This window comes from Micromonospora sp. ATLC16, assembly GCF_057196645.1.
Map to the genome: position 1 here is coordinate 36,321 of NZ_JBXUOW010000012.1, position 12,544 is coordinate 48,864.

A 12,544-nucleotide genomic window follows, 5' to 3' on the forward strand; every position below is an offset into this window, starting at 1 on the left:
GCGTCCGCAGCGTCGACGCCGCAGGAGCACCCATTTGCGGTCAGGCGACGGGGGCCGGAGCCGGCCGGCGTCGCCACCGGCTCCGGCGGTGGTCAGCCGGTCACGTAGTCGCGCAGGTGGCGGGCGGTGAGCGTGCCGCCCTGCGCGACCAGGTCGGCGGGGGTGCCGGTGAACACGATCCGGCCGCCGTCGTGACCTGCGCCCGGACCGAGGTCGATCAGCCAGTCCGCGTGGGCCATCACCGCCTGGTGGTGCTCGATGACGATGACCGTGTTGCCGGCGTCGACGAGCCGGTCGAGCAGCGCGAGCAGCTGGTCGACATCGGCCAGGTGCAGTCCCGTGGTCGGCTCGTCCAGCACATAGGTGCCGGCCCTGTCGGCCATGTGGATGGCCAGCTTGAGCCGTTGTCGTTCGCCACCGGAGAGCGTGGTCAGTGGCTGACCGAGGGTGAGGTAACTCAGCCCCACGTCGGCCATCCGGTCCAGGATGACCCGGGCTGGGCCGCTGGGGAAGAAGTCCCGGGCCTCGGCCACCGACATGCCGAGCACCTCGCTGATGTTGCGCCCGCGCAGCCGGTAGGTGAGCACCTCGTCGGTGAACCGGCGACCCTCGCACTGCTCGCAGACGGAGGCGACGCCGGCCATCATCGCCAGGTCGGTGTAGACCAGCCCGATGCCCTTGCAGGTGGGGCAGGCCCCCTCGGAGTTGGCGCTGAACAGAGCGGCCTTGACCCCGTTGGCCCTGGCGAAGGCGGTACGTACCGGGTCGAGCAGACCGGTGTAGGTGGCCGGGTTGCTGCGCCGGGAGCCACGGATCGGCGCCTGGTCGACGACCACCACATCGTCGCGGCCGTGCAGTGAGCCGTGCACCAGGGAACTCTTGCCGGAGCCGGCCACCCCGGTCACCACGGTCAGTACGCCGAGCGGGACGTCCACGCTGACGTCCCGCAGGTTGTGCAGGTCGGCGTGCCGGATCGCGAGATGCCCCCGAGGCGTGCGGACCGGTTCCCGCAGCCGTACCCGGTGGTCCAGGTGCCGTCCGGTGCGGGTGTCGGAGCGGCGCAGGCCGGCCACGTCGCCGGTGTAGCAGATGCGGCCACCGGCGGTGCCGGCACCCGGACCGAGATCGACCACATGGTCGGCCACCGCGATGGTCTCCGGTTTGTGTTCGACCACGAGCACCGTGTTGCCCTTGTCTCGCAGCCGCAGCAGCAGGTCGTTCATCCGGGCGATGTCGTGCGGGTGCAGGCCGACGGTGGGTTCGTCGAAGACGTACGTGATGTCGGAGAGGCTGGAACCCAGGTGCCGGACCATCTTGACCCGCTGCGCCTCACCACCGGAGAGGGTGGCCGACTCCCGGTCGAGGCTGAGGTATCCGAGACCGATCTCGACCAGCGAGTCCAGCAGTTCCCGAAGGTTGACGGTCAACGGTGCGACCGACGGATCGTCGATGCTGCGGATGAACTCGGCCAGGTCGCTGATCTGCATGGCGGCGCACTCGGCGATGTTGTGCCCGGCGATGCGGCAGGACAGCGCCGCCGCGTTGAGCCGGGCGCCGTCGCAGCCGGCGCAGGTGGTGAAGGTGACCGCCCGGTCGACGAAGGCCCGGATGTGCGGCTGCATGGACTCGCGGTCCTTGGTGAGATAGAGCCGGCGCACCTTGACGACCAGACCCTCGTAGGTCAGGTTGGTGCCACCCACCTTGATCTTCGTGGCGGGCTTGTGCAGGAGGTCCTGCCACTGCTGCGGGGTGAAGTCCTGAAGCTTGACGTCCGGGTCGAACAGGCCGGTGCCGACGATGGTCTGCCAGTACCACGTGTCGACGGCGAAGTTCGGCACGGTGATCGCTCCGTCGTTGAGCGACTTCTCCACGTCGACCAGTTCGTTGACGTCGAGATCGGAGACCCGGCCCAGGCCCTCGCAGGTGGGGCACATCCCCTCGGCCAGGTTGAAGCTGAAGGCGCCGGCACCGCCGACCTGCGGCTCACCCAGCCGGCTGAACACGATGCGCAGCATGGCGTACGCGTCGGTGGCGGTGCCGACCGTGGAGCGCGAGTTGGCGCCCATCCGCTCCTGGTCGACCACGATGGCCGGGGTGAGATTGCGCAGCGAGTCCACCTCGGGCCGGGAGAGATTGGGCATGAACGACTGGAGGAAGGCGCTGTAGGTCTCGTTGATCAGTCGCTGGGACTCGGCGGCGATGGCGCCGAAGACCAGCGAGGACTTGCCGGACCCGGAGACGCCGGTGAAGACGGTCAGTCGGCGCTTGGGGATGTCGACCGAGACGTCATCGAGGTTGTTCTCCCGCGCGCCGCGTACCTCGATGATGTCGTGGCTGTCGGCGGCGGAACGTGCTGGCTGCTGCATGCGAACCCTTCGCAGATCGTGGACGGACTCCGCCCGGGAACTGGCTTCCGATGGCCTGGCCGGATTCAATTGTCTCATTAACGTGCATGTGGAGACTTTCGCGGCATCCTGAGCGTGAAGCCGGTCCGTTTGGTCGCGCGAAGTCTCAAACGACGCGAGAGGGCTATGCTGACGCGGTGGTGGATCGTCGGGGAAGCGGACGGCTGCGCGCGGTGGATCTCGCTGCCACGGTGGGTGTCTCCGTTCAACAGGTGCGCAACTACGTTGACCTTGGTGTGCTGCCCCCGGTGGAACGCACCCCGAGCGGCTACCGGATCTTCACCGACGCGCATGCGCGGGCGCTGACGGTGGCCCGCGCGGTGGCCGACGGACACGGCTGGACGCGTACCCGGGAGATCATGGCTGCGGTCCACCGGAGTGACCTGCCGACGGCGCTGGCGTCGCTGGACGCGGGCCATGCCGAACTGGACCGCGAACGGGCGGAGATCCGGATGGTGCTCGGCGCGTTCGAGACCGTGGTGACCAGTCCGCGCCGGCACACCGCCGTGCCACGCCGGGCGGTGCGGGTCGGCGTCGTCGCCGACCTGGTCGGGGTCCGCACCTCGCAACTGCGCTCGTGGGAGGCGCGCGGCCTGCTGCGTCCGGCCCGCGAGGCGGGCACCGGCTACCGGGTGTACGACGAGGTCGAGCAGCGTGTCGCGCAGGTGGTGACGCTGCTGCGCCGGGGCGCGTACCCGTTCGAGATCATCACAGCGGTGCTCGACGAGATGCGGACCACGGGGAGCCCGCAGCGGGTCCGCGCCGAGCTGGCCCGCCGCGAGCAGGAACTGCACCGCCGCAGCCGGCGACGGCTGGCCGCCTCGGCGACTCTGCACGACTATCTGTGCCACCTGGCCGGCTGATACCGCTGGGCGGGCACATGGACCAGGGCGGTGATGTCAATCGGACGTATTCATGTCCTGCCGTTAGTCTGCGTGTTCATGAGAATCCGGGCCCTCGCCGCCGGTTGCGCCGCCCTCGCCGTCGTGACGATTCCCGCGACTCCCGGTGTAGCGGCGATCACCATCGGTTCCGGATCGTCCACCTCGGTTGCTTCACGGGCCGTTGCCGTGACGCCACCATCCGCGCCGGGGCCCGCCGCGTCGATGGCAGTGCCCTGCCCGAAGGCGGTGGCGCCGAAGGTGACCCGGTCGCCGAAGCCGACGCCGCCGCCGCCCGTTCCGGAACACCGGGCCGTCGGCGGGCCGCGACTGGCCACGTCCGGTCTGGTGGTGCCCCCGGGCGTACCGAAACCGCCGAAGGTGACGGCGACCTCGTGGCTGGTGGCCGATCTGGACACTGGTGAGGTGCTGGGTGGCTGCGGTCCGCACGAGTACGCGACCCCGGCCAGCGTGCAGAAGCTGCTGCTGGCCGCGACCATGCTGCCCAGACTTGATCCGGCCCGGGTTGTCACGGTCACTGAGGAGGATCTGGACATCGCCCCCGGCAGCTCGGCCGTCGGGCTCTTGCCGGGCGGCCGGTACCGGGTGGAGACGCTCTGGCTCGGGTTGCTGCTGCAATCCGGCAACGAGGCGGCGAACGCGCTGGCCCGCCTCGGCGGTGGCGCCGACGGCGTGGCCGGTGGCGTGCGGGCGATGAACGAGCAGGCCCGCAGACTCGGTGCGGGGCAGACCCGCGCGGTCACCCCGTCCGGGCTGGACGCCCCCGGCCAGTTCACCAGCGCGTACGACCTGGCCCTGATCGCCCGGGTCTGCTTCGCCGATCCGGCCTTCCGGCGGTACGTGCTCACGGAGCGCACCCGCATTCCGGCGCAGAAGGCGTTGCGGGGCAAGGGCTTCGAGATCCAGAACGAGAACCAACTGGTGTACCGCTATCCCGGTGCGCTCGGTGGCAAGACCGGCTTCACCGACTACGCACGGCACACCTACGTGGGTGCGGCCGAGCGGAATGGTCGCCGACTGGTCGTCACGCTGCTCGGTGCCGAGCCGCGACCGCAACGCGGCTGGGAGCAGGGTGCCGCGTTGCTCGACTGGGGCTTCGCGCTGCCTCGGCAGGCCAGTGTCGGACGGCTGGTGGAGCCGGGGGAGCTGGACGCCGAACCGTCACCGGCGGTGACTGGGCCGGTCGAGGTGACACCGCCGGTCGCGCCGCCGCCGGCCGGTGCCGTTGCGGCTCAGCCGGCCGGCACCGCCCCGGCCACCGGCGGGCCGGGCGCGGGGATGCTGGTGGCGTTGGCCATCGGAGTACTCGCGATCACCGTGGCACTTCTCGTCGCCCGCCGGACCAGCCCCACCGAGTAGGGCTAGGTCGGCAACCACCCTGATCGGGGGGTGGAGCCAGGATCCGAGGTTAAGTGCTGACCGATTTGCGCGCCTCGCTGGAATTTGCCCGATAGCGTCATCTATTGTGGGTTATCCCGTACTTAAGGTGGCAGTGGCTGCCGCGCTGCTGACGACGCCGCTGATGCCCGTCGCCGACGCCCACGCGGCAGCGCCGGTCCCGTGTCCGCGCTCGGCGCCGCCAGCTCCCGGCCCCACACCTGCGGCGGCTCCGTCCCCGGACCCGGTGCAGCGGGCCGTCGGCGGGCCGCGACTGGCCACGTCCGGTCTGGTGGTGCCCCCGGGCGTACCGAAACCGCCGAAGGTGTCGGCGACCTCGTGGCTGGTGGCCGATCTGGACACCGGTGAGGTGCTGGGTGGCTGCGGTCCGCACGAGTACGCGACCCCGGCCAGCGTGCAGAAGCTGCTGCTGGCCGCGACCATGCTGCCGAAACTCGACCCGAGCGATGTCGTCACCATCACTGCGGATGATCTTGACATCGAGCCGGGCAGTTCCGCGGTGGGGTTGGTGGCGGGCGGCCGGTACCGGGTGGAGACGCTCTGGCTCGGGTTGCTGCTGCGCTCGGGCAACGAGGTGGCGAACGCGCTGGCCCGCCTCGGCGGCGGCGCGGACGGCATGGTCGGCGGGCTACGGGCGATGAACGAGCAGGCGAAACTGCTCGGCGCGTACCAGACGCACGCGGCGACGCCCTCCGGGCTGGACGGTCCCGGACAGTTCACCAGCGCGTACGACCTGGCGCTGATCACCCGGGCCTGTTTCGCCGACGAACGGTTCCGGCGCTACGTGGCCACCCGGGAGGCGACCATCCCGGCCCAGCCGAGGCAGCGCGCCAAGGGTTTCACCATCGACAACGACAATCAGCTGCTCTACCACTATCCCGGCGCGCTGGGCGGCAAGACCGGCTACACCGACCTGGCCCGACACACCTACGTCGGGATGGCCGAGCGGGGCGGACGGCGGCTCGTGGTGACGTTGCTGGGTGCGGACGTGATCGACAAGCGGGGCTGGCAACAGGGCGCGGCCCTGCTCGACTGGGGATTCGAGCTGCCCTCGGCGGCCTCGGTGGGGGTGCTGGTGAGCCCGGGTGCGGCCACCGCCTCGGCGCCGCCGCCCGCCGTACCGCCGCAGGCGTTGCCCGGCGGCGCGTCCGGCGCGGAGACATCGCAGGCGGCGGTCCTGGCCGGTCGCCTGCGGTCGGCCTCCCTGATCGGCCTCGCCGTCGGGGTGACGCTGCTCGCGGGCGGTCTGGCCGGCCGCCGTCGCTGGCGGCACCGCACCGCCGCGACGCGCGCCGGCCGGCGGTGAGGTGACCTCGCCGCGCCCCCTCGCCCGGGTGGGCCTGACGGTGACGGCGACACTGGCGATGGTCACCGGTGGCTGTTGGCAGAGCGACGAACCGCAGCCGGCACCGCCACCGGCGTCGCCGTCGGTGTCGCCCGGCCTCGTCGTCCTGTCCGCTATCGACGATCGCATCCTCACCGACATCCGGTACGCCACGGCGTACAACTTCGTCGGTCGCCGCGTCGACGGCTACCAGGAACCGCTGTGCCTGCTGACCGCCCGTGCCGCCGAGGCGCTGCGCCGGGTGCAGGACGCGGCGCTCGCCGTCGGCCGCAGCCTCAAGGTGTACGACTGCTACCGCCCGCAGCGGGCCACCGACGACTTTCTGGACTGGGCCGCCCAGCCGGGGCAGGACGCCATGAAGGCGGAGTTCTACCCTCGCGTGGCCAAGACGGAGCTGGTCGACCGTGGCTATCTCGGCGCGCCCAGCGCACACAGCCGGGGCAGCACCGTCGACCTCACCCTGGTCGACCTGTCAACGTCTGACCGGGCCCGCTCCGAACCGGGTCAGCCGTTGGTGCCCTGCACCGCCGCGTACGCGCAGCGTTCCGCCGACAACAGCGTCGACATGGGCACCGGCTTCGACTGCTTCGACCCGCTGTCGCACACCGACTCGGACCGCGTCGGTCCCATCGCACGGCACAACCGGCGACAGCTACGGCAACTGATGACCGACGGTGGTTTCGTCGGCTACGACCGGGAGTGGTGGCACTTCCGCTACCGCGACGAACCCTGGCCGGACACCTACTTCGACCTGCCGGTGACCCGATCCTCGGCCGGCTGACGCCGTCGGGCTCGCGCCGCAGGCGACGGAGACCCGATGGAGGGGCCTACCCGGGTACGGGTAGGCCCCTCCATTCCGAAGACGGGTCAGCGCAGCGCGTCGAGCTTGACCGACTCGACGAACGAGCGCCACGCGGACGGGCCGAACGACAGCGCCGGCCCGGCGGCATCTTTGCTGTCCCGAACACCGACCACGCTCGGTATGTTGTCCGCCACCTCGACGCAGGCACCCTCGTTGCCGCTGTACGTGCTCTTGCGCCACTTCATATCGAGCATGTCACTCACCGTAGCTCTCCTTGATCACGTCGCTGACTAGATCCTCCGATGCACGCTCATCCAGGGCAACCCCCCACAACGCCGACCAGACTTCCGTGTACGAGGCGACCTCGCTCGGCTTGTCCAGGTACAGGCTGCCCGTGTAGGACTCGCAGTACACCGTGGAGGGCTCCGCCGGGCGCGTGCCGATCCGTGGGAAGTCAAGCAGGATGAACGCACCGGCAACGGACGCCATGTGTGGTCCCACCGACAGCGGCAAGATCCGAACCTTGACGTTGTGCCGCTGGTTCACGTTCGCCAGGTGAGCGAGTTGCAGGCGCCACGCTTCCAGGTCGGCGATCGGTCGGCGGATCACCGATTCGTCCACTATCGCGTGCAGCGTTGGCGCTGTCGGTCTGCGTCGGGACAGCAGCTTCTGCCGCTCCAGGCGCAGGGCGACCTTCTGCGCAATTTCCTGACGCGTCCGGTCCGCTTTAGTCTCGAACACCGCCGCCATGTACTCCGGCGTTTGCAGTAGCCCGGGTACCAGGTTCGGATCGAAATGCCGAATGCTCTTCGCGGATGCCTCCAGGCCGACGTAAAGCTCGAACCAGGCCGGGATGACCTCGCCGTATGCGTGCCACCAGCCGCGTGCCTTGCTTTCCCGGGCGAGGGACACCATCACCTCGGTAAGTTCGGTCGAGGTGCCGTAGTGCTGACACATCAACGTCACATCGTGCGTCCGCAGCGAGGTCTGCCCGCTCTCCAGTCGGTACATCTTCGCCCGAGACCATTCGAGGGCTTCCGCGGCGGCCTCGAGATTTATCCCGGCCTCTTCCCGAGCCTGCCTCAGCAGTCGGCCGAGTTGTCGCCGGGGCACTGAAGATCCCATGTCGGCCATCGCACCTCGTCTCGGTTCGGCGTACGCCGGTGTCTCATTTGGAACAGCATCTCGGGCCACCTGACACGACGTCAATATCGGAGGTCGAAATTCGCCCTGAGACGTTGCATTCCGTGCTGCCTGCCGCCCATCGTTGCTGGTGGAAGGCTTGCTGGACGATCTCGCGGGAGGCGCGGTAATGACCCGACGGAAGTGGTTTCAACGCCCTGACGAACCGATTGACCTGTTACGGCCGGCGACCAGATATGCCCGCCAGGATGGCCAGCCGGGCCGAAACGGGGCCCGCCCTGCCGCACCAACAGCGAGCGAGCAGTCATCGGTGAACCGGCCGGCCTGGTGGCGATTGGCCTTCGCCAGCGGCCGACGCAGTCAGCGGAGCCGCCGGTGAGCCGGGAGCCGGGACTGTGGTCTGCCGAGGTGGCCGATCTGCCGGAGATGCCGGTGGATACGACGCCCGAGATCGTCGTCCTGATGCGTGACGACGAGCCGATCGGTTGGGCGTTCGTGTTTCCGGACGGCGACTTCTGGCTGATCCGTGCGGAGTCCCGAGCCATCACTCACGGCTCCAGCCTCTCGGTCCTGACGAACTTCTGGAGCGCCGTCTACGAGTGCGACGTGGGTAGACCGGTCGAGCGGAGTCCCCCGGGCCGGTAGCTGGAACGCGAATGCAAGATCTTGGACATTTTTCGAAAATGTCCAAGATCTTGTCTCGACGGTGGTGTCGCCGTGATCACCAACGGTGCTCCCTTGTGGTCACAGGACGCCGAGTGGTCGGTAGCAGCGATCGGCACCACTGCGCGGCCTTGCGAGGTGTGGGTCGCGCTCATGTCGGCAGTGACGCAGGTCACGCTAGCGTCGCCGTACGCCGACACCACCGCCGGCGCTCACCGAACCCCAGGGAGCGTCATGATCAGACCTGTCTCGCGGCTGGTCGCCGCCGCCGTCGCGGCCCTGCTGCTCACGCCGGTGGCACCCGCCCACGCCGCCGCCACCCCGCACACCAAGACGCCCGTGTCCGGCAGCCTGTCGACGTACCGCATCTCGGGTGTGTACGTCGCCGGCGTCTCGTCCGGCGCCTACCTGGCGGGCCAACTCCAGGTGGCCTACTCGCAGCGGATCAGAGGAGCGGCGCTGTTCGCCGCCGGGCCCTACTACTGCGCGCAGAACAACGTCGCGCAGGCGCTGTACGGCTGCGGCGACAACATCTACCCGACATATCTGAGCACGTTGCAGTCGTACACCCGGACCTGGGCCGGATACGGCTGGGTCGACCCGGTGAGTGGGCTGTCCGGCGAGCCGGTCTACGTCTTCCACGGCGGATCCGACGGCACGGTGAAGCGGTCGGTCAGTGACGACCTGGTCCGCTATCAGCAGCACTTCGGCGCCAGCGTGCAGTACGACAGCGGCTCGGCCGCCGGGCACGGCTGGGTCACCCCCTACGGGACGGTGGGTTGCACGGCCACGGCCGCGCCGTACCTGAACGACTGCGGTACCGACCCGCAGCACACCTTTCTACGCAAACTGTTCGGGTCGGTCCAGCCGCCCAACACCGGGCCGTTGGGCGGCACGCTGGTGCGGTTCAACCAGAACAGCTTCGCGGTTAATGGCTGGGCCAACGGCCTGAGCATGGACGCCAACGGCTTCGCCTACGTCCCGTCGTCCTGTGCCTCGGGCGCGAGTTGCCGGCTGCTGGTGGCCCTGCACGGGTGCCTCCAGGGTTACAGCCGGGTCGGCACCGCGTTCGTGGACCGGGCCAACCTCAACCAGTACGCCGACACCAACGCCACGATCGTGCTGTACCCGCAGGCCATCACCGCAGCCAGCAATCCGAACGGATGCTGGGACTGGTGGGGCTACCTGGGCGCCACCAACTACCCGATCAAGGGCGGTGCCCAGGTGGAGACGGTGATGAACATGGTGCGCCGGCTGGGCGGCTGAGCGCGGCCTTCGTCGCACCGTAGGCTGTCGCCCATGATTGCCGTACGTCAGCACACCGCCGACGCACGGTGGGTGTCCGCACCGGCCCCGGTGTCCGCACCGGGGCCGGCCGCACGATGAGGAACGCGTCCGTGCCCGCGCCGCGAGGCGGGCCGGCCCGCAGCGCCGCGTTGTTCGGGTGCTGCGCCCGGCTCGCCGCGTCCCGCTCCTTCGAGGTCGCCATGGTGGTGGTGATCCTCGCCAACGGGGTCGTTCTCGGCCTGGAGACCTATCCGGATCTCGGCCCGGCGGGTGTCGCGTTGCGCGCGTTGGAATGGGTCTTCCGGGCGATCTTCGTCGCCGAGATCACCGTCCGGATCCTGGCGTACGGCCGCCGTCCGCAGGACTTTTTCCGGCACGGCTGGAACGTGTTCGACTTCCTGGTGATCGCCGCGATCTTCGCCCCCGGCCTGCACGGCGACTCGGCGCTGCTGCGGGTGGTCCGGGTGCTGCGGATCGTACGGTTGGTGCGGTTCTCACCCGGCCTGCGCACGATCGTCTCCGCGTTGTGGCGCAGCCTGCCCGGCATCGGTGGTTTCTTCGCCCTGGCCGTGGTGACGCTCTACGTGTACGGCATGGCCGGCTGGCTGATCTTCGGCGAGGTCTATCCGGAGCAGTACGGGGACATCGGCCGCTCGCTGCTGACGCTGTTCGTGCTGTTGTCGTTGGAGACCCTGCCCGACCTCATCGAGCAGGGGATGGAGTTCTCGCCCTGGACGGTGCTGTACTACGGCAGCTACGTGGTGATCACCGTCAATCTGCTGCTCAACATCCTGATCGCGGTCTTCGTCAACTCGATGGAGGAGGCACGGCGACTGGAGATGACCGAGGGACTTGGCCCCGGCTACGACTCCGACGGGGACGGTGTGCCCGACGAGGTGGACCGGATCGCGATCAGTCAACGCCTCGACGACCTGCGTACGCTCATCGTCGAGCTGGAACGCGAGCTGCGCATCGACCGTGACGACGGCCGACTCCGCCGGGTCGGCAAGGAGTGAGCAGGTGCTGATCGCCTCAAGCAGGTGATCTGTGTGGAGGGCTGAGGTGCGTCGGGGGGTGGGCACCGGCCGTACCCGTTGCCCGCCGTGGTGATCTCCGCGTGTCAGTCCGGGGCCGGTGCCTAGGCGAGCGGGTGCCAGGTGGCCCCGCCGCGCAGGGGCCAGGCGCTGGTGGTGCCGTAACCGGTCCCGACACTTCGTAGCTCGCGGGCGGAATGCCGGTGCATGCCGGCGAGAGCGCCCGGGCGCGCCCTCGGTGGGCAACCCCATAGGACGACCATCAAAAACGGCTTGACGGCCCCGATATCCTGATCCTCCGTGCCTTCGGCAGACCGTGAGTCGCGAGGGGGCCCTGCCCTCTCGCCACTCAGGAGCCGCAATGCGCCAGGTCCCCGCCTTCACTGTTCTCCTCGGCACCGTATTCCTGGACATGCTCGGACTCGGCCTGATCGTGCCGATCATGCCGGCCCTGATGACCTCGGTCACCGAGGACGCCGCCGCCGCTGTCTTCTGGTCCGGCCTGCTCGGCTCGGTCTACGGCCTGCTTCAGTTCGTGGTCGCGCCGCTGCTCGGGAGGCTGTCCGACCGCTTCGGCCGCCGGCCGGTCCTGCTCGCGTCGCTCACCTGCCTCGGCGTCGACTGGCTGGCCCACGCGGCGTCGCCCAGCCCGTGGATCCTGCTGGCGTTCCACGCTGCCGCTGGTGCCTGCGCGGCGACGGACACCGTGGTCAACGCCTACATCGCCGACGTCACGGAACCCGGGGGGCGGGCGCAGGCGTACGGGCTGATCGGTGCCGCGTTCGGGATCGGCTTCGTCGCCGGTCCGGTTCTCGGTGGCCTGCTCGGTACCGTCGATGTACGGCTGCCGTTCGTCGCCGCCGCCGTGCTCTGCTTCGCCAACGCCGCGTACGGCTGGTTTGTCCTGCCGGAGTCACATCCCGGTGACCCGAGCACCCCGGTGACCCTGCGGCTGGCGAACCCGGTAGGTGCCATCGCTGCCGTCCTGCGCCGACCGGTGCTCGGTCGCCTCGCCCGCGCCAGATTCTGCGCCGACGTCGCGCGGATGACGCACCAGTCGACCTGGACGTTCTACCTCACCCACCAGTTCGCCTTCGGCACCGCCCAGATCGGGATCGTCCTGGCCGTCTGCGCGCTCGCCGGCGCGGTCTACCAGGCCAAGGCGGTGGGACCGCTGGTGCGGAGTCTCGGTGACAAGCGCGCCGCAGTGCTCGGTAGCTTCCTCGGCCTCGCCTCGCTCTGCGGTACGGCGTTCGTGTCCGTGCCGTGGCTGCTCTATCTCCTGTGCGCGGTCGGTGTGCTCGGCTCGCTCGCCGGTGCTGCCGCGCAGTCGTGGATCTCCCGCACCGTCCGGGCCGACGAGCAGGGCACCGTGCAGGGGGCGCTGACCGGAATCGGCGCCGTCGCGGAAACCGTCGTACCGGTCACGGCCGCAGCGGTGTTCGGCTGGTCGCTGACGTATGCGTCACCCGGGACGGTCTATCTCGGCGCGGCAGTCTTCGCGGCCGGGTCGGCACTGCTGCTGGCCGCGACGTCGGACGTCGCGGCCAGCAGCAGTGGAGTAG

10 protein-coding genes and 1 pseudogene are annotated in these 12,544 nt (G+C 69.7%); 8 read left to right on the forward strand and 3 right to left on the reverse strand.

The window, feature by feature from the left end; genetic code table 11:
- Positions 1-92: 92 nt before the first annotated feature.
- Positions 93-2,366 carry an ATP-binding cassette domain-containing protein gene (locus tag AC2CHE_RS07640; protein WP_484504183.1) on the reverse strand — a complete coding sequence of 758 codons (2,274 nt, stop codon included), beginning with the start codon at positions 2,364-2,366 and terminating at the stop codon, positions 93-95.
- A 176-nt stretch (positions 2,367-2,542) separates the two neighbouring features.
- Between AC2CHE_RS07640 and AC2CHE_RS07645 the strand changes: the two genes are divergently transcribed.
- From AC2CHE_RS07645 to AC2CHE_RS07660, 4 genes are all read left to right on the forward strand, one after another.
- Positions 2,543-3,268, forward strand: a complete 726-nt coding sequence (locus tag AC2CHE_RS07645; RefSeq protein WP_484504184.1) for a MerR family DNA-binding transcriptional regulator — start codon at positions 2,543-2,545, stop codon at positions 3,266-3,268.
- 78 nt (positions 3,269-3,346) lie between these two features.
- Positions 3,347-4,666, forward strand: a complete 1,320-nt coding sequence (locus tag AC2CHE_RS07650; protein ID WP_484504185.1) for a D-alanyl-D-alanine carboxypeptidase family protein — start codon at positions 3,347-3,349, stop codon at positions 4,664-4,666.
- Positions 4,667-4,829: 163 nt separating this feature from the next.
- Positions 4,830-6,011 carry a D-alanyl-D-alanine carboxypeptidase family protein gene (locus tag AC2CHE_RS07655; RefSeq protein ID WP_484504235.1) on the forward strand — a complete coding sequence of 394 codons (1,182 nt, stop codon included), beginning with the start codon at positions 4,830-4,832 and terminating at the stop codon, positions 6,009-6,011.
- A gap of 40 nt (positions 6,012-6,051) precedes the next feature.
- Positions 6,052-6,831: a M15 family metallopeptidase gene (locus AC2CHE_RS07660; RefSeq protein WP_484504186.1), complete on the forward strand. Its 780-nt coding sequence runs from the start codon at positions 6,052-6,054 to the stop codon at positions 6,829-6,831.
- An 86-nt stretch (positions 6,832-6,917) separates the two neighbouring features.
- Here AC2CHE_RS07660 and AC2CHE_RS07665 read toward each other — a convergent pair whose 3' ends face one another.
- A complete protein-coding gene (locus tag AC2CHE_RS07665) occupies positions 6,918-7,106 on the reverse strand; it encodes a DUF397 domain-containing protein (RefSeq protein ID WP_484504236.1) in 189 nt (62 codons plus the stop codon).
- Position 7,107: 1 nt separating this feature from the next.
- A complete protein-coding gene (locus AC2CHE_RS07670; protein WP_484504187.1) occupies positions 7,108-7,986 on the reverse strand; it encodes a helix-turn-helix domain-containing protein in 879 nt (292 codons plus the stop codon).
- 384 nt (positions 7,987-8,370) lie between these two features.
- On the opposite strand from AC2CHE_RS07670, the gene AC2CHE_RS07675 reads away from it, so the two are divergent.
- The 4 genes and pseudogenes from AC2CHE_RS07675 to AC2CHE_RS07690 all read left to right on the forward strand — a co-directional run.
- Entirely contained in the window at positions 8,371-8,640 is a 270-nt protein-coding gene (locus tag AC2CHE_RS07675; RefSeq protein ID WP_484504188.1) for a hypothetical protein, read from the forward strand.
- Between the two features lie 252 nt (positions 8,641-8,892).
- The gene (locus AC2CHE_RS07680) at positions 8,893-9,924 is read left to right on the forward strand and encodes an extracellular catalytic domain type 2 short-chain-length polyhydroxyalkanoate depolymerase (protein WP_484504189.1); all 1,032 of its coding nucleotides are present in this window, start codon (positions 8,893-8,895) and stop codon (positions 9,922-9,924) included.
- Positions 9,925-10,055: 131 nt separating this feature from the next.
- Positions 10,056-10,961, forward strand: coding sequence for an ion transporter (locus AC2CHE_RS07685; protein ID WP_484504190.1), 906 nt, complete (start codon positions 10,056-10,058; stop codon positions 10,959-10,961).
- Between the two features lie 379 nt (positions 10,962-11,340).
- Positions 11,341-12,474, forward strand: a pseudogene (locus AC2CHE_RS07690) (MFS transporter); the annotation flags it as partial.
- Positions 12,475-12,544: the final 70 nt, after the last annotated feature.